Raw genomic sequence first — 22,176 nt, 5'->3', positions numbered from 1 at the left:
AGATTGGCCTAATATAGCGTATCCTTAACGCGGCCCGGACTACACCGGGCCCTGGGGCAGCAGCAGTCACCGGGGTTCGAATGATCGAATTCGACAATGTATCCAAGTCCTTCTGGACCGGAAAACAGCGCAAGGTCATCCTCGACCATGCGTCGTTCCGGGTGGAGCTTGGCAACTCGCTGGGGATTCTCGCACCCAACGGCACCGGTAAGACGACGATCATTCAGATGATGGCGGGGCTGGAGAAGCCGGACGAGGGCGAAGTGCGCCGCACCAGCCGGGTGTCGTTCCCGCTCGGGTTCATGGGCGGCGTTGTGCCCAAGCTGTCGGCCAAGGAGAACGCGCGCTACATCGCGCGGCTCTACGGGCTGGACCCCGACTATATCGAGGCCTTCACGCGCTGGCTCTGCGGGCTTGAGGAATATTACGACTTCCCGCTCGGCACTTATTCGTCGGGCATGAAGGCCCGGTTCACGTTTTCGCTGCTTCTGGCGCTCGAGTTCGACATCTACCTGATCGACGAAGGGATGCCGCAGACGACGGATGCCGAGTTCAACCGCAAGGCGGGGGATGTGCTCAGGCAACGACTGGAAAATTCGACCGTCGTGGTGGTGAGCCATCAGGCGCAGACACTTGAGAAATTCTGCCGCTCGGCAGCGGTGCTGCACAATGGGCAGCTTTTTATGTTCGATACCTTGGAAGAGGCGAAGCAACTGTATGACTACTCCACCCAAGGCTAAGAAATTCCGCATCCGCCGCCCCGGATCGGACGCCCCGCGTGAGGCGTCCCCCGAAACGCAGCCGAACGCGCAGGGCGCACCGCAACCGCCGCGCGCGCAGGCGCAGACGCTTCGCCCCGCCGGCCAGCAACCGCAGCGCCCGGCCACGCCGCAGGGTCAGCGTCCGCCGCAGGGCGGACAGCCGCAGCCGCGCCAACCGCGCCAGTTGAACGCGATGGAAGAGGCCGCGCTGTCACCGCAGGAGGATGGCTTCGGCGGCGCACCCTTCCCGGGGTCCGCCGCAGCCGACCGGGGTGGGCAGGCCGCGCCGACACCATCGCGGCGCGAACCGCCCGAGGTCGAAATCGGACGCATCAAGCAAGAGGGCCTGACGGGCCGGCAACTGCGCATGGCGCGCCGCGTCGCCCAGAAACACGGGCTTCCGGCGACGTCGGACTATGACGCCGTGCGCCTGTTGCGCAAAGCCGGGATCGACCCGTTCCAGACCGCGAACATGCTGCAACTCGTCTCGTCGGAAGAGGGCGGGGCCAAGCCGCAGCCGCCCGAGGGCGGGGCGCGGGTGCAGCTTCCGCAGACAATCCAGCCGCAGCAGCAGCAATTGCCTTCGACGCAGGTGATGGATGCCGCCGATCGTGCGAAATCCATTCAGGAAATGCAGAACCAGATCGTTCGGCGGCGACGCAAGAAACTCCTGCTACTGGCCACGCGACTGGCCGCGCTGGTGCTTCTGCCGACGCTCATCGCGGGCTGGTATTTCTATGTCGTGGCGACGCCCATGTATGCCACCAAGTCGGAATTCGTGATCCAGAAGGCCGAAAGCGGCGGCACGGCGATGTCGAGCCTGTTCGCAGGCTCCGGTCTGGCGACGTCGCAGGATTCGATCACGGTCCAGAGTTACCTGTCGTCGCGCGACGCCATGCTGCGGCTGGACGAGGAATTGGGGTTCAAGGCTCATTTCTCGAATCCCGAGATCGACCCGATCCAGCGGCTCGACGCGGATGCCTCAAACGAGGAAGCCTACAAGACCTATACGCGCAACGTGAAGATCGGCTTCGATCCGACCGAGGGCATCGTGAAGATGGAAGTGATCGCGGCTGATCCGGCGTTCTCGCGCCAGATGTCCGAGGCGCTGATCCGCTACGCCGAACAACGGGTCGACAACCTGACAAGCCGTCTGCGCGACGACCAGATGGCGGGCGCGCGCGAAAGCTATGAAGAGGCCGAACAGGCGATGCTCGACGCGCAGGCTGAGGTTCTGCGACTTCAGGAAAGTATGGGCATTTTCGATGCCACCTCGGACGCGACCTCGATCATGGGGCAGGTGAACACCTTCGAGACGCAGTTGCAGCAGAAGCGGCTTCAGCTTCAGCAGCTTCTGGACAACCCGCGCCCCAACCAGGCACGGGTCGAGGGCGTTCGGGGCGATATCGCGCGGCTGGAACAACTCGTCGCCGACCTGCGGGCGCGGCTGACGGAAGACGGTCAGCAGGGCGGCGACAGCCTTGCCTCGGTGTCCGGTCAGTTGACCATCGCGCAAACGAACCTTCAGACGCGGACCGCGCTGATGCAGCAGGCGCTGCAACAGCTTGAAACCGCCCGGATCGAGGCGAACAAACAGACGCGCTATCTCGAAATGGGCGTGCATCCCGTGGCCCCGGACCGCGCGACCTATCCGCGTGCGTTCGAGAACACGCTGCTTGCCTTCCTCGTCTTTGCGGGCATCTACCTGATGATCTCGATCACCGCGGCAATCCTGCGCGAGCAGGTCACGAGCTGACCTGACGGGCACGCCGAGTTCGGAACGGGCGCAACCGGGCGCCCGTTTTCATGTCCGGGTGCGGGCAAAGCCCCGGTTTCGGGGGTTCCCAAAAGTCGATGCCGCCGGATACTCTGGGAAAAAATTCCCGGGGACGGACATGATATTTCTAAGACTACTGGCGCTTATCCTGTGCCTCGGCACGCCCGTGCTCGCACAAGAGGGCACCATCACCTCGGGCAACGGCACGAACGCCGAACAGGGTCAGGCCGACGCGGCCATGGCCACGCGCATCCGGGACATCCTGCACGAACTCGACGGGTACGAGGACGTCACCGTGACCGTCAAATCCGGCATCGTCACGCTCCGCGGCACGACGCTCGACCTCGCCCAGTCCGAGGCGCTCGTCGGACTTATCGGTCGGGTCGAAGGGGTCGTTGCGATCGAGAACGAGGTGACGATCTCGACCGACGTCAGGCGGCGGCTGATGCCGATGGTCGAACGTTTTCAGCTGAGGTTCTGGCAGGGCATCGCGTTCCTGCCGCTCGTCGGGATCGCGCTCTTCGCCTTCGGGATCGTGGTCTGGATCGGGTTCTTCATCGCGCGGCGCAAACAGCCGTGGGACCGGATCGCCCCGAATGCCTTCATCGCCGACATCTTGCGCGCCGTCATACGGATCGCCGCGATCATCGCCGCGATCGTGGTGGCGCTGGACATTCTGGGGGCCACCGCGCTCCTGTCCACGATCCTCGGCGCGGCGGGTATCATCGGTCTGGCCATCGGTTTCGCGGTCCGTGACACGGTCGAGAACTTCATCGCCTCGGTGCTCCTGTCCGTGCGCCAGCCCTTCGCGCCGAACGATGCGGTGAAGATCGACGGGCATGAGGGCAAGGTGATCCGACTGACCTCCCGCGCGACGATCATCCTGTCGTTCGACGGCAACCACATCCGCATCCCGAACGCGACGGTCTTCAAGTCGACGGTCATCAACTACACCCGTAACCCGGAACGCCGCTTCGATTTCGACATCGGGGTGGGCTACGGCACCGATCTGGCGGCGGCCAAGCTGCTGGCCGAAGAGACGGTGAAGGGTTTGCCCTTCGTTCTGACCACGCCGTCGGTCTCGTCCTGGACGACCGAACTCGGCGGATCGGACGTGGGCATGAAGGTGACAGGCTGGATCGATCAGCGCGAAACCGGGCTTCTCGCGGCGCGGTCCGAGGCGATCCGTCAGGTTCTGATCGCCTTCGAGGAGGCGGGAATCGAGATGCCGGAACCGACCTATCGCCTGCTGATGAACGAGGCCGGCACACAGGAAGCGGCACCCGCGCCAGCCAAGCCGAATGTCGCCGAAGTCAGCCATGACGTGATGAACGTCGAGGCCACGACGGAACACGAACTCGAGGATATCGTTGACGCCGAGCGCGATACCGAGCGGCAGGATCTGCTTCGTCAGGACGCAACCAAGGAATGAACCGACAGCCCGGATTTTTTGGCTTGCAGCCCACCAGCCGTTTGAGTAGGAACACGCGCACCGTTGGGGTGTAGCCAAGTGGTAAGGCAGCGGTTTTTGGTACCGTGTATCGTAGGTTCGAATCCTACCACCCCAGCCACGCTTTCCGCAGATTCTCGAAAGACGTGCGTCCCCTGCCAATCGGCAGGCCGGTTCGGCACCCGCATCAGGCCTTCTGTACCATGCGAGTTATCGCGTGACGTCCGGTCCCTCGCAGTGGCCCCGCGAATGCAGGCCGCCCGAAGTGGTCGTCGTCGCCGCCCGCGTTCACTCCGCCGCGCTAGAACGTGTTGAGCGAGACCCCGGCGAACACCTCGCGTGATTGAAACCGGTAGCCGAGGCGCAGCCGGGTCGCGTTGTTGGGTAAGCCGTAGGTGGCCGCGATGGATTGGTCGAAATACCCGTCGTCGTCGCCCTGAACCGTGAACTCGAAATCGATGTCGGGCTCGTTGAACCCCACGGTCAGCAAGCCGAAGTATCCTGTGTCGATGGATGTGAACTCACCCAAAAGAAAGACGTGTCCGAACGTTGTGGGGCGGTAGTGTTCGGCGATGACGCGGACGCCGAATTTCGGGGTCGCGAGTCCTTCGTATTGAAAGGCGGGACCGATCCGGAACGTGACGGGGGCCGCATCGCCAAGGACGAATTTGTAGGTGAGCGAAGCGTTCAGATCCGCCCCACCCGTGTAGCCGCTGAGGCTCGTCGCATAGGACAGATTTCCGCGCTCGACGGACAGGACACCCGTCGTCGTGGTCCGCGACGCGTCGAGTTGCGCGAACAGGCCATCCGACAAAGCGGCAGAGGGCAACAGGGCGAACGCCGACATCAGGGATACGCGAAGGAACGCGCGGAGAGGGGCGCGGTTCATCAACCCCGTCCTTTCGTGTTCGAACTGAAGGTAAAGCGCCGGGCGACATCGCGCAGCATGGCGCTCATCCTGACATTGGAGATCCCCGGCGTGTTGTCCTCGGTGTAGAAGCGCAGGAGGAGTGCGGCGCGCTGGGTGTCGTCGGGCAGAAGTTGCAGGCGCACGCCGTCGCGCGACTTGGCGCTGACGTATGTGGCGACCGCCCCGACGTTTTCCAGTTCGATCGTGCCGCGCGTGCCGATCTCGAACTGGCGCCCCCGCAGTCGGGCATGGTCGAGCGTCAGGTTCGTCATCCAGAGGTCCATCTGTTCGCCCCCGAACGAGACGCGGACCTGTTCCGGCGCATCGGCGACATGGCGTTCGCGGCGCGGCAGTTCCACGCAGGCGACCAGCGTCACGGAGAGGACGACAAGGTTGTAGAGCGTCCAGAACAGGATGACCCATTTGCCGTCGCCCGCATCGAAAAAGGCGAACCTGTCGAACAGCACGCCCAGCACGAGACCGCCCAAGGTGATGGCGAGCAACAGGGCGAAGGGCACCATCATGCGCCACTGGACGACGATCTTGCTGCGATCCCCGCCCTTGGCCGTGACGCTGAACGGATGGCCGTAGGGCTTGATGAGACCCGTGATGGCCGAGCGCGCGATGGGATAGGCGCCGATCAACTGGCTCACGTCGTTCAGAACCGGCACGACATGCCCGCGCGACAGAAGGTTCAGGGTCAACAGAATCCACAGGTAATACGCCCCGAAATAGGACACCACATCAGCAAGCTGGGCATTCACGACGGTGATGTTTCCGTACCAATAGAGCAGGGGAAACACGAGCGCGGCGAGGCGGAAGGTGAATGTCGTGAGCCAGTAGAACACCGAGTCGAGGACGCTCCAGCGATCGCGAAGGCGCAGGTTGTTCGTGGCGAAGGGGCCGAGCGACCCGCGCGCGATCTGCATGAGGCCCAGACACCAGCGGGCGCGCTGGGTGACGTATTCCTTCAGACCTTCGGGGGCGAGCCCTTCTGTCAGCGCCTCGTTGAGATAGACCGTTTTCCACCCGCCGTTCTGAAGCGCGAGGGTCAGCATGAAATCCTCGGTGATGCTCTCGGTCGGGAAGCCTCCGATGTCCTGCAAGGCCGGGAAGCGGATCACGGACGAGGTGCCGCAGCAAAAGGCGATCCCCCATGCGTCGCGCGAGGGCTGCATGTGGTCGAAGAAGAACCGCTGCTCGTCCGGGTAGGACCGGCTGACGCCGAGGTTGTGCTGGATCGGGTCGGCGTTGAAAAAGTGCTGGGGTGTCTGGACGAGGCCGACATCGGGGTCGTGGAACAGGGCGAGCGAGCGGCGCAGGAACCCGCGGTGCGGCACGAAATCGGCATCCAGCACGGCGACGAAATCAGGGGGCGTGTCCCATTCGGCGAGTCGCGCGAGGGCATGGTTGATGTTGCCGGCCTTGGAATCCTTGTTGTCGGGTCGGCGCAGGTATCCGACCTCGGCGCTGGCGCAATAGTCGCGCAGCCAGTCGCGGCGCCCGTCGTCCAGCACGATCACTTCCTTGTTCGGGTGCTTGAGCGCCTTGGCCCCGATGATCGACCGTTCGAGGACGTCGAGTTCCTCGTTATAGGTCGCGATCAGGAGCACGACGGACGGGTCCGGGCGTGGCGCCCACCAGTTCGCGTTTTCCGTCGCCTCGTCGGAGCGGGACTTGACGCGCATCATGATAACGAAGGCGCTGAGGGACCCGATCAGGGCGAGCAGTTCCAGCAACAGGAGCGCCCAGCTTGCCGCCCAGTCGAGCGTGAAGCCAAAAGGCGCAACGGTTTCGGTCGCCCGCCAATAGATGTAGCGCAGGGCAAGAACCATCGCGATCGAAAGCATCACGACCCGATGGCTGGTCTTCGATTTGTCGAAGACGAAGGGGATCACCACCGCGATCCCCAGAATGAGGGCCAGTTGGTTGAAGCTCGACCCGAGTTCGCTGGGATAGATCATCGACCGGCCTAGTTCAGCAGCCGGCGCAGCGGGTCCAGGGGCCGGTCCTGAAAGAACACGCGGCCGGTCCGCCCGATGGCGCAGCCGCCCGACATGTCGGCACCGCGCAGATCGGGCACGATGAGCGTCACGTCGTAGCGTTCCAGATGTTCCTTGCTGGGTTTCACGGCCATGTCGTCGTAGACGGTCGCGGCCCCGGCACCGGCGAGCCGCGAGATCGTGCCCTCCAGCGCCATATCCGCGCCGGAGAACCGGAAAATGGCCGGGTCGCCCGTGCGCAGGCGGTTGTAGACGATCTCGGACACGCTGAGCGACACCACCGCCGCCGAACAGTCGGCGACCTTCATAATCGTGTCGCCGCGCTGCACGTTGATCCCGTCACCCACCATTCGTTCCCAGATGATCCCGTCGACCGGCGAGGCGATGTCGCCGCCCGTCAGCCGGATCATGCGCACACGCTCGCGGGCGATGCGGTCGTCGATGGAGGTCGCGATGGCCTGAGCCTCCGCCAGTTCCGCCTCGATCCGTGCGAGTTGCTGGCGCGCCGTGCCGGACCAATAGGCGTAATTCCAGGCCGCTCCCGCCGTGTCGTCGAGAAACAGATCCGTGCGGGCGGTGTCGAGTTGAAGCGCCTTGAGCGACGAGAACGCATCGGAGGCTTGTGCCGAATCTCCCCCGGCGTTGCCGTCCACATTGCTCGCGTTGCGGGCGGTGTTTTCCAGATCCAGATCCTCGAGCTTTTCGGGGTCGGTCAGATCGGGAAGCGGGGCGACCGGGTCTTCGGTCTGGAACGCGAGCTCGCGCGTCCTGGCCGCCGCATAGGCGTCACGCATTTCGGCAAGCCAGACGCTGTGATCTTCCAGCACGGCCTTTTCCGCCTTGAGGCGTTCGACATGGGACAGCGCCAGATCGTGTTCGAGGATGAGGTCGTCCAGCCGGACACCATCGGCGCGGACGTCGCTGATGCTGAACAAGACCGTGTCGGTCGAGACCTGCATCCCGACGGTCCGCGACGGCATTTCGATGTCCCCGGCGACGGGTGCGCGCACCGTGACGATCGGTGCGTTGACGAAGGCGTTGGAACTGGCACCGGTGACGTGTTCAGCCACGAGGACGTAGAGCGCCCCGATGATGACGATGGACCCGATGACGAGGCGAAGATACCGCACGATGTGCCTCCTGCAAGCGCCCACAGCTTCCGAGCTGTGAAGTTGTTTTTTCCATTAACCTTAACACATCAAGACATTGTCGAAAGTATGGAAACACATGCGCTCAACAAAGGCCGCTCTCGCGGCGTGCGACGCTGGACATAAGGCCGAGCGTGGCGGGGTAGTAGGGCTCGCCCGCATCTTCGACGGGGTCGTTCGGGCCGCATCGGATCAGGTCCGCGACGGCGCGGTAGCCCGGATAGGTGCTGCGTTCGAGAACCTCGCCTTGCGGCGTCAACACGACCGGCACGCGCGCCTCGTCCGTCCATATCTCTTGCTTTTGGGTCCGCGCGGGGTGTGCCGCATTGCCGGACCAGTGAAGATAAAGGGCCACCCGTATCGCGTCGTAGCCGTGGTTCGCGCCGAAGCCCTCGGCAGGTCTGAACCCATCCCGCGTGACCAGAACCCAATCCGGGACGAGCCCCGTTGCGGCGAGTTCGGCAAGGATCGTCTCGCCGTGATCGGCGGCACGGATCAGGGCTTCGCGTTCCGTGTAGAGGCCCAGTTCCCGCAAGGCGCGCGGCATGATGTAAGACGGGTTGAACAGGACGCGGTCGGGTTCGCTCATGGCCTCCGCACCGGGGGTCAGGATCGGCTCGTCCGGCGCGCGCGGGTCAGGTTCGAGGCAAAGCGCGGCAAGGGCGTTGGCGATGGCTTCGACCGTGCCGCGTCTGTCTCCCCAGCCTGAAAACACCTCGGCCCGCATCAGCGCCCATGCGCGAAACAGGTCGCCGTCGGTCGCGGTATGCCAGTCGTTCCCTGCCAGTGCGTCATCACGATTTCCCGCGGGCGACCAGCGCCACGCCATCAGGGCATCGTCGCGGATCAGCAGGTGTTCGCGGGTCCAGCCTTCGATGGCGTCGAACGCCTCGCGATCCCCGAAGGCCTGTGCGAGCAGCAGCCCATAGCCCTGACCCTCGGAATGGCTCACCCCGTTCTGAAGGTGGTCGATCACCCGCCCGTTCCCGGCCAGAAACCGGGACTTCCACAAGTCCCAGGCGGCGCGTTCATCGGCGCGAACGGGCGTGAGGAAGGCCATGGGCAACGCACAGCCGGTCAGCGTGGCGATGAGCCTTCGGCGGGTCAGTTTCACGGGCAAGGGTGGCTCCGGGCAAGAGGGGCCTGAGCCGGGAACCGACCGTCAGATACGCGACACCCGCGAGGCGAGAGTCCAAGTCTTGCCTTATTCCTGCCAAAGGTATCTGGCAGATCATGGTTAATATTCCTGCGAGTAACGACCATGTCCCACACCGATCACGATTCGAACCATCCCCGCATCATAAGCACCCTGTTCGCAAGCGCCGGGATCGCATTTCTTCTCGCCATCGTCGTCTTCATCTTGCCGTTCCAGCGGAAGGTCGAGGATGTGGCGATCCGTGCGCAGGGCGATGTGGCACGACATTCGGCGCAATCCATCCAGCTCGCGGTCTCGGCCCTTGTAGAGAGGGAATGGGACAGTCTCGTCGGTTTCAGCGCCTATGTCGATCTCGATGACCATGACGGAATGCGCGTGCTTACGGACGCGGCGGCCATGGCATCGGAGGGCATCACATGGGCCGCTGTCGTGGGGCTGGACGGCACCGTCATGGCCTCGACGCTGGGCAAGAATCAGGGTGCGGACGTTTCGACCGCGCCGTGGTTCAATCAGGGGCTCCGCGGTGACACCGTGCAGACGGCCTCCTCCGGCGAAGGCAGCCGGATTTTCCTGTCCCGGCCGGTTCGGGACGCTTACGGACAGGCGATCGGTCTGGCTGTCTACCAGCTTCAGGGTGCCTGGCTCGACCGGGTGGTTCAGAGCGCAGCCGCGCGTCTGGAAGTGGACGTGATGGTGCTCGACACCAATTCAGAGCCGCTGTTCGCCTATGGCGACTGGTCCAAAGCGGGGCCGTCCGCGTTGATCCGGTCGCGGGCCGAACTGGGCACCGAGTTTGAAGTCATCGTCTCGTCCCATGACGACGCACCGACCGTGTCCGGGGTGTTTCCCAACGTGATCGAGGGCAGCATGCCGCCGTTCGGATGGTCGCTGGTGGTTCAGGTTCCGGTAACGACGGGCGCGACCGCCATGGGCTCGGCAATGTCCTCGCTGATCTGGACGCTGGCCGGGCTGTTCGCCGCAATCGGTGTTCTGGCCATCGTGTTCGCCTATCGCTACCTGCAACCTCTGGCAAATCTCGCGCGGGAGGCCGCGCAGATTGCGAATGGTGAATCGATTTTCCCGTCGGAAGCGACCCGCACCTATGAGGCCGAGCAGCTGTCAAATGCTCTGGCCCGGTTTCAGGCGCGGATGCACCGCGAGCAGGGGGCCGGGTGACCGGCCCCTCCGACGGCTGAAGTCTAGGCGGCCACGCGACATCCTGGCTAAGGCATTCGCGCGATGAATGCGTGCGATTGGTCATCGGAATTTTCCGAATGCGTCACCCCCTGATACCGTCGCGCGACGACGCGCAGACGGAGGCACGCTTTGGATCACTCGACCACATTCGTCACCTTGGGGACCGCCGGCGGGCCGATCCTGCAACCCGGCCGGTCGCAGCCTGCGCACCTGTTGAAGGTCGGGGATCAGGCGATCCTCATTGACTGCGGCGAGGGTGCGCTGGGCCAGTTGACGCGGGCCGAGGTGCCGTTTCGCGACATCCACACCGTCGTGTTGTCGCATCACCATTTCGATCACATCGGCAGCCTGTTCGCTTTGCTCGGTCTGAACATGATGACGCAGCGCAACCAGCCGCTCCGCATCTTCGGCCCGACCGGAACCGCAAGGATCGTGGCCGGGCTGACCGATGCCTGCGACGTGCCCAACGAGATCGGATTTGGCGTGCCGGGCCAGACGCTCCCCCATGCGCGCGATTTCGTCGAGGTGCGGGAGATCAATCCGGGCGACACCGTCGAGATCGGGGAGGTGACGCTGACCTGCTGTGAGAACACGCATTATCGCGGTGAGGCGGACCATGGCAGCGGGTGGTATCTGTCGCTGTCGCTTCGGTTCGACACGCCGGACCGCTCGGTCGTGTTCACCGGTGACACCGGGCCGTGCAAGGCGGTGGAAGGACTCGCGCAGGGCGTCGACCTGCTGGTGGGCGAACTCATGGATGTGGACCTGACGATGACGCGCGTGCGCGAGGCGAACCCCCAGATGCCCGAGGCGCGAATCCGGATGATCGGCGCGCACCTCGCCGACCACCACCTGAGCCCCGAACAATTGGGCGACATGGCCCGCCGCGCGGGCGCGAAAGAGCTGGTCGCCGTGCATTTTTCGCCGGGGATGATGACGCCGGCGCGCGCGCCGGAATACCTTGCGCGGATCAAGGCGGTCTTCGACGGCCCCGTGCATTTGAGCGAAGATCTGGGACGGTATTGAGGGTCGCGAGATCACCCGGTGCATTCAGCGGATCAATTGATGTCATTCATCCAATTCAATTTTCAAACCCATCGGGCGGTGCCTACACTCGCGTAAGCCCGCGACATCTCCGGGTTTGATATCCATAGGGAGGATACCATGGGAAAACGACTTCTGGCCGGCGCGCTTGCCGCCGCCACGGCGCTGACGCCGCTTGCGAGCTTTGCCGAAACGCTGGTCTTCGGGACCGGCAACGTACCGATGCACCCGATCAACAAACTGATCATGGAGCCTTGGGCGGCTGCGGTGAATGCCGACGGGGGCGACGCCGTTCAGGTCGATCCGCGACATGGCCCGGCGCTGGTCAGCCCGAACAACTACGTCGACCGGGTCATGGACGACGTGGTGCAGATGGCCTGGGGCATGCTCGCCTTCGATCCGGGTCGCTTCCCACGTTCGCTGGTCGCCACCACGCCGTTCATCGACGGCTCGGCGGAAGCCATCGCGATGGGGTTCTGCGAACTTTACGAAGCGGGCACGATCGGTGACGAGCTGGCCGATTACCACCCGCTGTTCTTCGTGCCGTTTCCGCAGACCAAGGTGCACCTGAACGGCTCGCCCGCGACCTCGTTCAAGGATCTGGCGGGCAAGAAGATCGCGACAGGTTCGCCCGTGGCGGCGGCCATCGTGTCGGCCAATGGCGGCACGCCGCTGTCGATCATCCTGCCGGAGCAGTATCAGGCGCTTCAGCGTGGCAACGCGGACGGCACTTTCATGAGCTACACGGCATTTCCGGGCTTCAAGCTGAACGAGGTGACGACAGACCACCTCGACGCGCCGCTGGGCGGGGCGATCGGGATGGTGTTCATGCTCCAGTCGAAATACGACGCGTTGTCGGACGAGGCGAAAGCCGTGCTCGACGCGCATTCCGGCTGCGACGTGACGCGCGAGATGGGCAAGATCGTGGATCAGTGGGAAGCGGATTCGAAGGGATTCGTGCAGGCGCAGGGCGATCACACGTTCAATACGCTTCCCGATGCCGAGTTCGAGGCGATCAAGACCAACCTGTTCCCGGTCATCGTCAAGGGCTTCGCCGAGCGCGTGCCGGGCGGCGAAGAGCTGGTCAACGAATGGAAAGCCGCCGTGACCGAGGCGCAGGAACAGATCGACAGCGGGTCGTAATACGCCTGAACGACATTGAAGGCGAAGGGCCGGTCGGGGGTGCCCCGGCTGGCGTTTTTGCTGTTTTGGCGTGATCGGGGCGTGGGTGTTTGCGGTTTTATTTCAGCGGCTTACCGCCAAAGTCCTGCTCCAGAATCCTAGTATCCTAGTATCCTGGTATCCTAGAATTCTGGAGGCCGCGTTCTCCGGCCCGCCGCAGCCCAGAACCCACACTGAACACCCAGCCCTAATTCATCGTCGAAGGCAGCCAGAGCGACAGGGCCGGGAAAGCGATGATGAGGATGATCTTGACGATATCCGCGATGATGAAGGGAAAAACCCCTTTCATCACCGTGGTCAGGCTGATCCTGGGGTCGATGTTCTTGATGATGAACAGGTTCATCCCGAACGGCGGCGTAATCATCCCGATTTCGACCACCACAAGCATGAGCACGCCCCAGAACAGCATGTCGTATCCGAGGTGCAGGATGATCGGCGTCACCACCGGAAGGGTGATAATCATCACGCCGAAGCTGTCCATCACCGAACCGAGCGCAAGATAGATCAGCACGAGGATCGCGAGAACGATCACCGGCTTTGCGTCGATCCCCGAGACCCAGGCGGCAACGAGGTCGGGCGCCTGGCTGAGATTGACGAAGAAGGCGAACATCAGACCGCCGAAGATCAGCGCATAGATCATGGCGACGGTCGTCGTCGTCTCCGAAAACACGCGCAGAAGGGTGGTCCGGTTCAGCCGTCCGCGCAGGATCGCGAGCGCAAAGGCGCAGACCGCTCCGACAGCGGCGCTTTCCGTCACGGTGAACAGGCCCGAATAAAGCCCGCCGATCACGATGGCGAACATGCCGACCACCGGGCCGGCACCGACAAAGGCCGCGCGGATTTCAGAGAATGGCACGCGGGCGGCGGCGGGCACCGTATCCTTCGAGAACGTGACGGTCGCGAAGACCGCGCAGAAATAAAGCACGATGGCCAGCGCCGCGGGGATCATCGCCGCGACGAACAGCGCGCCGATGCTTTCCTCGGTCAGAAGGGCGAACAGGATGATGACGCCCGACGGCGGCACCAGCGCGCCGAGCGTGCCGCCTGCGGCGACCGTCGCGGTGGCAAGCGTGGGCGCGTATTTCAGCTTCTGCATTTCCGGAAGCGCCATGCGCCCGAAGGTGGCCGAAGTCACGACCGAATTGCCGGACACGGCACCGAACCCGGCACAGGCCGCGATGGTGGCATAGGCAAGGCCGCCTCTGAGCGGGCCGAGGATCGCGTTCCCCAGTCGAAACAGGTCGTGCGACACCCCGGCGGCGACCGAGAAGGCCCCCATGATGAGAAAGAGGGGCAGGGTCGCCACCTGATCGTTGCGCAGGAAATCGGCGGAATCGCCGCCGAAGGTGTTCACCGCCGCGTTGGGGCCAAGCACCGCCAGCGCGCCCACGACGCCGATCACGGCGGTGACCGAGGCGAGAGGGATCTGAAGAAACACCCCCAGCCACAACAGCGCGAAGGCGGCGAGTACGGCAAGGCCCGGACTGGCGTACATGAAGTTCGTGACGCCATCCATGTCGGTCACCATCCAGTAGAGGATGCCCAGACAGATCCCCGCGAACAGGGCGGCGAGCACCACGACGATCCCACTCGATCCCGCGTCCTTGGGTGTCGCCACGGCGGCCCGCGTGTCGTTGACGACGTGAAGCAGTTGCACGGCGGACGACGCCCACATCGAAAGCGAAATGACGAAGTAGGCGGGGGCGAGCGGCACTTCGAGCAGCGCGGTGGCGCGGGCCTGCGTGTGATAGCGCAGACCTAGGCCCCAGATGCTCCACGCCAGCATGACGAAAAAGGCCAGCAGCACGACGGACCCGACGACGCTCAGCCATGCCGTCATCCGCGCGCCGGTCAGCGGGGCGAGCAGGTCGATCTTGAGGTTCACCCGGTTCGCGGCGCCCGCCGGAAAGGTCGCGGCGACGGCGACGGCGAAGACCAGCGACATCACTTCGTTCAACGCGAAGACCGAATGGCCGAACAACCATTTGCCCAGCACGTCGGCGACGACGACGCCCGCACCCAGCAGGATGCCGGCGATGGCGACGACGGCGATCCCGCCCGTGGTGTTCCGCATCCAGCGGTCCGCCGCGCGCGGGGTGTCCAAGATGTCCTGCATGTCCTCTCCTCCCATGTCCCGTCCCTGACGCGGAGCGGTTCCCGAGGGGGGCCGCATACCGGTGCCGGACACCTGTTCGACCGGCCCTCTCACGCTGCGCGCGACGGGCCTTCGCGCTTACGACTTGCCCGGCGGGGGGCCACCCGGCGACCACTTTTCGACGTTCTCGAACAAAAACATCTGCGAGGCCTCCGCACTCATCGGCGTTTCACGCATGACCCAGTCGCCATCGTGCAGGTCCATGTCCGCATCGTATTCGATGTTCACGCGCAGCGGTGAGCTGAAATACCAGAACCAGTTGGAGCCGAATTTGTGGCGCCCCGGTCCCCAGAAGGACTCGTAGCCCTTCTTGATCATGCGCGACCCGGCCAGCATCAGGTCGGTCGGCCCGGACATATGGAAGGCGAGGTGTTCGATGCCCTGCATGTATTCGGGCGTCTGGATCATGAACAGCACATGGTGATCGAGGTTCGCCTGCGGGCGCAGGAACGGCCCGGTGTTCGTGAACTTGTCGGTGATGACGAAGCCCAGCCGGTCGATGTAGAAATTCGCCATCCTGTCCATGTCGGGAACGAAGTAGACGATATGGCTCAGGGTGCGGGGGGCGGCCGTGGCCGCTTCGTCGGCGCCGACATGGTTCGGGGCGCGCCCGGGTTTGGCGCCGGGGGCGTTTATCATCTCGGCGGGCATGTCCAGCGTGACGCGGCGCGTGATGCGAAAGGCGATCTGAAACCCTGCGTCGTCCTTGCAGGACAGCGTGCCATCGGCGGCCTTTGCGACGTCGCGGTCCTTCGACAGCTCGGTCTCGATCGCGTCGAGCGTGGCCTGATCCTCGACCCCCCAGATCGTCTGGCGTAGCCAGGAATTGGTGGGCAGGGGGGCAGGCAGGTCGGGGTCGTCGGTGGCGCACAGGCGGATCGCCGTCTTGTCGAGCGCCTCGAACCGACCGTCTCCGGTCGCGGTCAGTCCGAAGTCCGTCAGAAAGGCTTCGCAGGCGTCACGGTTGTCGACGCCAAAGACCAGTTCGTCCGGCCCGATGATGCGCATGTCGGTGTCCTCCTTGCAGCTTCGGGGACCGTATGGGACTTCCAATCATTCGGAAAATGGATATTTTTTATGTTATCCATTGATTCTGAAAATGCACCGAAGAGGGTTCTGCATGCGGTTCAAGAAGCTCGATCTCAACCTGCTGGTGGCGCTGGATCACATGCTGGAGCACCGCTCGGTCACCGAAGCGGCGGGGCGGATGTTCATGTCGCAATCCGCGATGTCGAACGCGCTGACACGGCTTCGCACCTATTTCGACGATCCGCTGCTGGTTCAGGTGGGTCGCCGGATGGAGCTGACCCCGCGCGCCGAAGCCTTGCGGCCCGCGATCCGCGACGTTCTCGTGCGCGTAGAGGCCGCGATCGACCGGGGTCCGCAGTTCGAGCCGGACCAATCGGACCGCACCTTCAACCTGCTGTTGTCGGACTACAGCCTGAGAGTGCTGATGCCGACCATGTTCCGGCTCGCCGATGACCAGAATGCGACCGTGCGGTTCAACCTTCGGGCGCAGGAAATAGCGCCCTACAACCAGATCGAACGGGGTGAGGTCGATCTGTTGATCGCGCCAGAGCCTTTCGTGTCGCCCGACCATCCCTCGACGCTTCTGTATGAGGATCGTTATGTCGTGGTCGCATGGGCCAAGGGAAAATACGGCACCGGCCCGATGGACAGCCGCGCCTATGAGGCCGCGGGGCATGTGGTGATGGTGCCGCCGCAACAGGCCCAGACCGTCGATGGGCGTCTGATTGCGGGGGGCGGGCTCACGCGACGGGTCGAGGCGACGACCTTTTCGTTCGCCTCGCTGCCTTACCTCATCACCGGAACCAATCGGATCGCGACGGTCCACGGACGGCTCGCGGCCCTGATGAAGAACGAGGCCGACCTCGTGTCCTACCCGCTGCCGGTCGAAGCGCCGCCGCTGCGCCAGATGATCCAGTGGCACATGCTGCGCGATGGCGACCCCGGCCTGTCATGGCTGCGCGATCTGGCGCTGGCTTCGGCCGCGACCCTCGACGGCATTGATGCGATGGATGCATTGAATTAAACCTGTCAATTTTCCAAATACCTCAACCCTGCCTAGGGTTCACCCCGAACAGGGAGGAAACGGGTCATGAAGGTAGACAAGGCACTCGTCGTTGGCGGCGGGATCGGCGGGCTGTGCACCGGAATCGCGCTGCGGCAGAAAGGCATCGAGGTCGAGATCATCGAACGCGACCCGGAATGGACGGTCTATGGCGTCGGGATCATCCAGCAGATGAATTCGATCCGCGCGATGCACCAGCTTCAGGTGCTCGACGACTACCTCTCGCGCGCCTGGGGGTTCGACAGGACGACCCTGTTCGTCGGGCCGCAGGGGCACAAGGAAGCCGAGTTCGACGCGCCGCGTCTGGCGGGGCCCGACTATCCCTCGAACGCCGGAATCCTGCGCCGCGACCTGCAAAAGGTGCTGGCCGACAAGGTGGCCGAGGTCGGTGCGACCGTGCGCCTTGGGATCACGGTGACCGCGATGGCGGATGACGGCGACCGGGTCGACGTGACCTTTTCCGACGGCGGCACGGCGCGATACGACATCGTCGTCGGGGCCGACGGCGTGTTCTCGTCCACCCGCCGCATGATCCTGCCGGACGCGCCGCAGCCGCGCTACACGGGGCAATGGGTCTGGCGGTACAACCTGCGCCGCCCGCCCGAGGTCGAGGGCATCCACGTCTTCGCCGGTCCCTGCAACGCCGGGCTGACGCCGCTGAACGAAGACCTGATGTATATGTTTCTTCTGTCGGAGGAGCCTGAGGGGTTCAAACTTCCCGTCGAAGGCTCTGCCGCCGCGATGCGCGACCGGGCCTTGCGCAGCATGGCGCCGCCCCAGATCGCCGCATACCTCGACCAGATCACCGAGGATGCCGAGGTGGTGGCCCGCCCGCTCGAGGTCATCTTGCTGGAGGACGATTGGCACAAGGGCCGCGTCGTCCTGATTGGCGATGCCGTTCACGCGGCGACGCCGCATCTGGCGCAAGGCGCGGGCATGGCGATCGAGGATGCTTTGGTTCTGGCCGACGAACTGGGCAAGCACGACACCCCGGACGAGGTGTTCGCGGCCTTCCGCGCGCGCCGTATGCCGCGCGTGGCCCATGTCGCCAAGACATCGATCCTGATCGGCGACGCCCAGATGGGCAAGGTGCCGCCCGTCGATGTGGGGGCGCTGAACGGTCAGACGATGGGCATGATGGCCCAACCGATCTGACCGCGCTTTCGGCCTATGGGGCCAAGCCCGAAAGGATCGGCACGCTCAGGTGACGATGTAGACGTCGATCCGGATTGTGCGGCCCATCGGGGCGAGAGAGCAGATGAAAAGCCGTTCGGTCAGCCAGCGGTGCGGGCCGGATGGTGCGTCGAACACCGGGGCGGCGCGCATGTAGAACTCAGACGGCTCGACGGTCTCGCCCGACCGAAGCCGTGTACGCACGTCGTCGGATGAAACGCGCAGCCCCTTGTTCACCACGTAGATCGGCGTTCCGTCCTCGGCTTCGATCGTATACCGCGCCTCGATCCGGCTGGTGCCGTCCGGCGCGATCACCGGCCAATCCGACCCGCCCGGCAGGACGCGCCCGGTGAGGCGGGGGCCAACGACCCGGCCGCCGGTGATCGGGATGTGGAGCCGCTCGCCATCGGGCGAGGTTCCTGCCGAAAGCGGCGCGTCGATCTCGGCCTCGATGGTGAAGGCGAGGTCGAGACCGGGCGTGGCGGGTTTCATCGGGCGGCGAGCCATTCGGTCATCTTGCGCAGCTTGGCCTGCGCGTCGTCGCAATATTCCATCGACCGCAGGTAGCCGTGAATCAACCCGTCGCCCTTGTCGAGCACGACGGGAACCCCGGCGTCCTTGAGCTTTTCGGCGTAGATCACGCCACTGTCGTAAAGCGGGTCGTTCTCGGCCACAGCGACGAAGGCGGGGGCCGCGCCTGAGTGATCGTCGGCCACGTAGGGCGCGCAACGCGGATCGTCGCGCAGCATGTGCTCGTTCTCTTCGCCACCCACGAACATCCGGTTGTTCGCCGCCATCCCCTTGGTCTGTAGCAGCGGCGCGTTGGCGTTGGCGATCATCGACGGGCGTTCGAGGTCGAACTCGGTGACGGGATAGATCAGGAGTTGGGCGATGAACGGAAACTCGTCCTTCATGGCGAGCGCCGTGGCCGCGGCCAGATTGCCGCCCGCGCTATCGCCGCCGACGGCGATGCGGTCCGGGTCGATCCCCAGCAGGTCGGCGTTCGCACGGCACCACCGCGCCACGTCGCACATCTGGAGGAACGCGGTGGGAAACGGGTGGTCGGGCAGAAGGTAGTAATCCACCGATACGACCGTCTGCTTGTTCCACGACGCGATCCGCGAGGTGATGTCGGCATGGGTTTCGGGCGAGCCCTGTACGAACCCGCCGCCATGGGCGTAGATCAAACAATCCTGCGTGCCGCCAGAGGTGTGGCGATAGACGCGCACGCGCACCGGGCCCGCCGCGCTTTCGATATGATGCTCGGTCGCATCATCCACGTCCTCGGGCTTGGGCAACGCCATGTTCGCGGCCACGCCTTCGAAATGCGCCTTGCGTTCGGGCAGGGTCGCGCCGGGCTTGAGCGAGGCCCATTCGGACGTCCATTTCGCCATGAAGGCGTCGATTTGGGGATTGAGCATGTTTCACCTTTTCAGAACGTCGCCAAGAACCATCGACACGGCACGCTCGCGCAGCCTGTCCTGTCCTTCGCGGGTGTAGAGAGATTTGCCGAACAGCGATGAAAACGTCGGCTTGTTCGACACGTTGAAAACGGAGAGCGCCGAGATCTGCCAGTGCAGTTCGGTCGCATCGAGTCCTTCGCGGAAATCGCCGGACGCTTCGCCACGGGCGATGAGCGTTTCCAGTCGCGCGATGGCTTTCTTGTTCAGCCCGCGGATCACGGTCGAGGCGTTCAGGTAATCCGCGTGGTGGACGTTCTCGATCATCACCATACGGATGAAATCGGTGTTCTTGCGGTGATGGTCGAAGGTGAACGACACGAGCCGTTCAAGCGCCTCGACTGGGGGCAGAACGTCCAGATCCAACTTTTCCTCGCCCTGTCGGACCTTGGAATAGGCTGCTTCGAGGGCGCGCATGTAAAGCGTCTCTTTGTCCTCGAAGTAGTAGTAGATCATCCGCTTCGAGGTGCTCGTGCGGGCCGAGATATCGTCGATCTTGGCGCCGGAAAGGCCGTTCTGCGCGAACTCGGCCATCGCCGCTTCGATGATGTCACGCTTGACCCGCTCCGGGTCCTGCTTCCAGCCAGACTTTGGTTTCGTATTTTTTTCCAATGACTTGGCCAATTTTCTCCTCCCCGTTTCAGACAGGGTTAGCACGTCAATAATTAAACCCCAAGTTAAAAGTGATTGACAGATTTAAACCGCGATTCCATTTTGGCGCCATGCCCGGACGACTCGTTCGCCGGGCGAGGGAGGATGACTGGAATGAAGCTTGGCTCGGCCGAGACAGCGCAAGACGCGCCGGATGCGACTGCACGCAAGGTGCAGGTCGGTCTGATCGGTCGCGGTATCCAGCTATCGCGCACACCGGCCATGCACGTCGCTGAAGGCAAGGCGCTGGGCCTCGACTACGCTTACGACCTGATCGACCCGGACGCGATGGAAAGCGCGCCCGACCTGAGCGCCTTGATCGACCGCGCCGAGGCGGACGGATTCGCCGGTTTGAACGTGACCTTTCCCTATAAGCGCGAAGTGATGGCGCTGCTTGACGAGCTGTCACCCGCCGCGACCAAGGTGGGGGCCGTGAACACCGTCGTGTTCCGGGACGGCAAGCGCCGCGGTCACAACACCGATTTCTGGGGCTTTGCCGAAAGCCTGCGCCGGGGTCTGCCGGATGCGCCGAAAGAGGCGGTTCTGCTTCTGGGCGCGGGCGGTGCCGGCGGCGCGGTGGCCCATGCCCTGCGCGATGTGGGTGTCGAAACCCTGTTCATCTACGACGCGAACACCGAGGCCGCCGCCGCACTTGCGGATGCGGTCGAGGGCCGCGCGATCACCGACCTCGCCGCTGCGGCGGCCGGGTCCGACGGCATCGTGAACGCCACCCCGATGGGCATGGCGAAACTGCCCGGCATGGCGATCCCGGCCGATCTGATCGAGCCGCGCCACTGGGTCGCCGATATCGTTTATTTCCCGCGTGAGACCGAGCTTCTGGCCACGGCGCGCGCGCGGGGGTGCCGGGTGCTCGACGGCTCCGGCATGGCCGTGTTTCAGGCCGTGCGCGCCTTTGAACTGTTTTCGGGGCTGGTCCCCGATCCCAACCGGATGCGGGCCACGTTCGAGGCCTTCACCGACCCAAACTGAACGCGAAAGGGAGGATTACCAATGCGTTTCACTACCACCATCTCGGCTCTGGCCATCTGTGCGGCCGGTGCTGCGTCCGCGCAGGACGTTGTCGAACTCACCTATTCGGATACCGTGCCGGAAACCGATCCGCGCTCGGCCATCCTGAAGGCCGAGTTCGGCGATTGCCTTGGCGACGGCTTCAACTTCCAGCCCTACCACGGCGCGACCCTGTTCCAGCAGGGCACCGAGCTGACCGCGATGCAGCGCGGCAACCTCGACATGGGCAACCTCGCCATCTTCGACTTCTACAACCAGGTCCCCTCGACCAGCGTTCTGGGCACCCCGTTCCTGTTCCGTGACTACGAGCACATGCGCGCCGTCTACGACAGCGACGTTCTGGCCGATCTTGAAGCCGAGATCGAAGAGAAGGCCGGGGTCAAGATCCTCGCCTATCCCTACATCGGCGCCCGTCATCTGGGTTACAAAGGCGACAAGGAATACATGACGCCCGCCGATCTCGAAGGCATGAAGCTGCGGATGCCGGGCGGCGAAGGCTGGCAGTTCGTCGGTCAGGCCATGGGCGCGACCCCGGTCCCCGTCGCCTTCACCGAGGTTTACACCGCGCTTCAGTCCGGTGCGATCGACGGTCAGGACAACGGCTTCCCGGCGACCGCGTCGATGAAGTTCCACGAGGTCATCAACTACATCGGCACCACGTCCCACCTGATCGCGGCGAACGAGTTCACCATCTCGCTCGACAAGTGGAATTCGATGAACGAAGAGCAGCAGGCGAAGGTGCAGGAATGCGCCGACAACTTCGAAGCCGCGCTCGACGCCTCGACGCTGGAGCTTGAAGAAAGCAAGCGCGCCGAGATCGAAGCCGCCGGCGTGACCGTCTACGCCCCCGACAACGCCGCCTTCCAGGAGCACGTGCTGGGCGTCTATGCCGACAGCAAGTACTCGGCCGATTGGCCCGAAGGGCTGGTCGAGGCCATTCAGGCCGTCGGTCAGTAAGCACACCAAACGCGATACGGGCAGGCGGGGG

The 22,176-nt window shown here is 64.1% G+C and carries 19 protein-coding genes and 1 tRNA gene; 11 read left to right on the top strand and 9 right to left on the bottom strand.

Annotated elements, in window-relative coordinates; all coding sequences use genetic code 11:
- The first annotated feature begins 80 nt into the window (after nucleotides 1-80).
- The 4 genes from FCT00_RS01610 to FCT00_RS01595 all read left to right on the top strand — a co-directional run bounded on the left by FCT00_RS01610 (nucleotide 81) and on the right by FCT00_RS01595 (nucleotide 4,109).
- A complete protein-coding gene (locus tag FCT00_RS01610) occupies nucleotides 81-740 on the top strand; it encodes an ABC transporter ATP-binding protein (RefSeq protein WP_008334614.1) in 660 nt (219 codons plus the stop codon).
- Nucleotides 718-2,517, top strand: a complete 1,800-nt coding sequence (locus tag FCT00_RS01605; RefSeq protein ID WP_171042848.1) for a capsule biosynthesis protein — start codon at nucleotides 718-720, stop codon at nucleotides 2,515-2,517. The genes FCT00_RS01610 and FCT00_RS01605 overlap by 23 nt, the downstream gene beginning before the upstream one ends.
- Nucleotides 2,518-2,656: 139 nt before the next feature.
- A complete protein-coding gene (locus FCT00_RS01600; protein ID WP_138421583.1) occupies nucleotides 2,657-3,970 on the top strand; it encodes a mechanosensitive ion channel family protein in 1,314 nt (437 codons plus the stop codon).
- 64 nt (nucleotides 3,971-4,034) lie between these two features.
- Nucleotides 4,035-4,109 (top strand) — tRNA-Gln (locus FCT00_RS01595).
- Between the two features lie 180 nt (nucleotides 4,110-4,289).
- Here FCT00_RS01595 and FCT00_RS01590 read toward each other — a convergent pair.
- The 4 genes from FCT00_RS01590 to FCT00_RS01575 all read right to left on the bottom strand — a co-directional run bounded on the left by FCT00_RS01590 (nucleotide 4,290) and on the right by FCT00_RS01575 (nucleotide 9,163).
- Nucleotides 4,290-4,877 (bottom strand): hypothetical protein, encoded by a 588-nt coding sequence (locus FCT00_RS01590; RefSeq protein WP_138421582.1) that lies wholly within the window; start codon nucleotides 4,875-4,877, stop codon nucleotides 4,290-4,292.
- Entirely contained in the window at nucleotides 4,877-6,862 is a 1,986-nt protein-coding gene (locus FCT00_RS01585) for a glycosyltransferase (protein WP_138421581.1), read from the bottom strand. The genes FCT00_RS01590 and FCT00_RS01585 overlap by 1 nt, the downstream gene beginning before the upstream one ends.
- An 8-nt stretch (nucleotides 6,863-6,870) precedes the next feature.
- Nucleotides 6,871-8,031: an HlyD family secretion protein gene (locus tag FCT00_RS01580; protein WP_138421580.1), complete on the bottom strand. Its 1,161-nt coding sequence runs from the start codon at nucleotides 8,029-8,031 to the stop codon at nucleotides 6,871-6,873.
- A 103-nt stretch (nucleotides 8,032-8,134) separates the two neighbouring features.
- Nucleotides 8,135-9,163: a glycosyl hydrolase family 8 gene (locus FCT00_RS01575; protein WP_235888959.1), complete on the bottom strand. Its 1,029-nt coding sequence runs from the start codon at nucleotides 9,161-9,163 to the stop codon at nucleotides 8,135-8,137.
- Between the two features lie 147 nt (nucleotides 9,164-9,310).
- Here FCT00_RS01575 and FCT00_RS01570 point away from each other — a divergent pair, with 147 nt between their 5' ends.
- The 3 genes from FCT00_RS01570 to FCT00_RS01560 all read left to right on the top strand — a co-directional run bounded on the left by FCT00_RS01570 (nucleotide 9,311) and on the right by FCT00_RS01560 (nucleotide 12,589).
- The gene (locus tag FCT00_RS01570; protein ID WP_138421578.1) at nucleotides 9,311-10,381 is read left to right on the top strand and encodes a cache domain-containing protein; all 1,071 of its coding nucleotides are present in this window, start codon (nucleotides 9,311-9,313) and stop codon (nucleotides 10,379-10,381) included.
- Nucleotides 10,382-10,531: 150 nt separating this feature from the next.
- Entirely contained in the window at nucleotides 10,532-11,428 is an 897-nt protein-coding gene (locus FCT00_RS01565; protein ID WP_235888918.1) for an MBL fold metallo-hydrolase, read from the top strand.
- 138 nt (nucleotides 11,429-11,566) lie between these two features.
- Nucleotides 11,567-12,589, top strand: a complete 1,023-nt coding sequence (locus FCT00_RS01560; protein ID WP_138421577.1) for a TRAP transporter substrate-binding protein — start codon at nucleotides 11,567-11,569, stop codon at nucleotides 12,587-12,589.
- A gap of 226 nt (nucleotides 12,590-12,815) precedes the next feature.
- Here FCT00_RS01560 and FCT00_RS01555 read toward each other — a convergent pair whose 3' ends face one another.
- Nucleotides 12,816-14,744, bottom strand: coding sequence for a TRAP transporter large permease (locus tag FCT00_RS01555; protein WP_171042847.1), 1,929 nt, complete (start codon nucleotides 14,742-14,744; stop codon nucleotides 12,816-12,818).
- 117 nt (nucleotides 14,745-14,861) lie between these two features.
- A complete protein-coding gene (locus FCT00_RS01550; protein WP_138421575.1) occupies nucleotides 14,862-15,791 on the bottom strand; it encodes a VOC family protein in 930 nt (309 codons plus the stop codon).
- 112 nt (nucleotides 15,792-15,903) lie between these two features.
- Here FCT00_RS01550 and FCT00_RS01545 point away from each other — a divergent pair, with 112 nt between their 5' ends.
- Nucleotides 15,904-16,836: a LysR family transcriptional regulator gene (locus FCT00_RS01545; RefSeq protein ID WP_138421574.1), complete on the top strand. Its 933-nt coding sequence runs from the start codon at nucleotides 15,904-15,906 to the stop codon at nucleotides 16,834-16,836.
- Between the two features lie 66 nt (nucleotides 16,837-16,902).
- Complete coding sequence (locus FCT00_RS01540) at nucleotides 16,903-18,030, top strand: FAD-dependent oxidoreductase (RefSeq protein WP_138421573.1); 1,128 nt, start codon at nucleotides 16,903-16,905, stop codon at nucleotides 18,028-18,030.
- Between the two features lie 45 nt (nucleotides 18,031-18,075).
- On the opposite strand, the gene FCT00_RS01535 is transcribed toward FCT00_RS01540, so the two are convergent.
- From FCT00_RS01535 to FCT00_RS01525, 3 genes are read right to left on the bottom strand one after another with little or no spacing between them, the layout of a single operon-like run.
- Entirely contained in the window at nucleotides 18,076-18,555 is a 480-nt protein-coding gene (locus FCT00_RS01535) for a DUF3237 domain-containing protein (protein ID WP_235888917.1), read from the bottom strand.
- The gene (locus tag FCT00_RS01530) at nucleotides 18,537-19,469 is read right to left on the bottom strand and encodes an alpha/beta hydrolase (protein WP_138421572.1); all 933 of its coding nucleotides are present in this window, start codon (nucleotides 19,467-19,469) and stop codon (nucleotides 18,537-18,539) included. Before FCT00_RS01530 ends, FCT00_RS01535 begins: the two co-directional genes overlap by 19 nt.
- A gap of 3 nt (nucleotides 19,470-19,472) precedes the next feature.
- Nucleotides 19,473-20,120 (bottom strand): TetR/AcrR family transcriptional regulator, encoded by a 648-nt coding sequence (locus FCT00_RS01525; RefSeq protein ID WP_008334697.1) that lies wholly within the window; start codon nucleotides 20,118-20,120, stop codon nucleotides 19,473-19,475.
- Between the two features lie 153 nt (nucleotides 20,121-20,273).
- On the opposite strand from FCT00_RS01525, the gene FCT00_RS01520 reads away from it, so the two are divergent.
- Nucleotides 20,274-21,149 (top strand): shikimate dehydrogenase, encoded by an 876-nt coding sequence (locus FCT00_RS01520; protein ID WP_235888916.1) that lies wholly within the window; start codon nucleotides 20,274-20,276, stop codon nucleotides 21,147-21,149.
- A 21-nt stretch (nucleotides 21,150-21,170) separates the two neighbouring features.
- Entirely contained in the window at nucleotides 21,171-22,145 is a 975-nt protein-coding gene (gene dctP, locus FCT00_RS01515) for a TRAP transporter substrate-binding protein DctP (protein WP_138421571.1), read from the top strand.
- Nucleotides 22,146-22,176: the final 31 nt, after the last annotated feature.

It is taken from the genome of Maritimibacter alexandrii, from assembly GCF_005871115.1.
Lineage (GTDB): Bacteria > Pseudomonadota > Alphaproteobacteria > Rhodobacterales > Rhodobacteraceae > Maritimibacter > Maritimibacter alkaliphilus.
This window is presented reverse-complemented; position numbering and strand designations above follow the sequence as displayed.

Bases quoted from the DNA above. Each gene is read 5' to 3' on its own strand.
- FCT00_RS01555 (WP_171042847.1), bottom strand. From the start codon at position 14,744: ATGCAGGACATCTTGGACACCCCGCGCGCGGCGGACCGCTGGATGCGG.
- FCT00_RS01520 (WP_235888916.1), top strand. From the start codon at position 20,274: ATGAAGCTTGGCTCGGCCGAGACAGCGCAAGACGCGCCGGATGCGACT.
- FCT00_RS01530 (WP_138421572.1), bottom strand. From the start codon at position 19,469: ATGCTCAATCCCCAAATCGACGCCTTCATGGCGAAATGGACGTCCGAA.
- FCT00_RS01585 (WP_138421581.1), bottom strand. From the start codon at position 6,862: ATGATCTATCCCAGCGAACTCGGGTCGAGCTTCAACCAACTGGCCCTC.
- FCT00_RS01545 (WP_138421574.1), top strand. From the start codon at position 15,904: ATGCGGTTCAAGAAGCTCGATCTCAACCTGCTGGTGGCGCTGGATCAC.
- FCT00_RS01590 (WP_138421582.1), bottom strand. From the start codon at position 4,877: ATGAACCGCGCCCCTCTCCGCGCGTTCCTTCGCGTATCCCTGATGTCG.
- FCT00_RS01605 (WP_171042848.1), top strand. From the start codon at position 718: ATGACTACTCCACCCAAGGCTAAGAAATTCCGCATCCGCCGCCCCGGA.
- FCT00_RS01610 (WP_008334614.1), top strand. From the start codon at position 81: ATGATCGAATTCGACAATGTATCCAAGTCCTTCTGGACCGGAAAACAG.
- FCT00_RS01550 (WP_138421575.1), bottom strand. From the start codon at position 15,791: ATGCGCATCATCGGGCCGGACGAACTGGTCTTTGGCGTCGACAACCGT.
- FCT00_RS01560 (WP_138421577.1), top strand. From the start codon at position 11,567: ATGGGAAAACGACTTCTGGCCGGCGCGCTTGCCGCCGCCACGGCGCTG.
- FCT00_RS01540 (WP_138421573.1), top strand. From the start codon at position 16,903: ATGAAGGTAGACAAGGCACTCGTCGTTGGCGGCGGGATCGGCGGGCTG.
- dctP (WP_138421571.1), top strand. From the start codon at position 21,171: ATGCGTTTCACTACCACCATCTCGGCTCTGGCCATCTGTGCGGCCGGT.
- FCT00_RS01570 (WP_138421578.1), top strand. From the start codon at position 9,311: ATGTCCCACACCGATCACGATTCGAACCATCCCCGCATCATAAGCACC.
- FCT00_RS01535 (WP_235888917.1), bottom strand. From the start codon at position 18,555: ATGGCTCGCCGCCCGATGAAACCCGCCACGCCCGGTCTCGACCTCGCC.
- FCT00_RS01600 (WP_138421583.1), top strand. From the start codon at position 2,657: ATGATATTTCTAAGACTACTGGCGCTTATCCTGTGCCTCGGCACGCCC.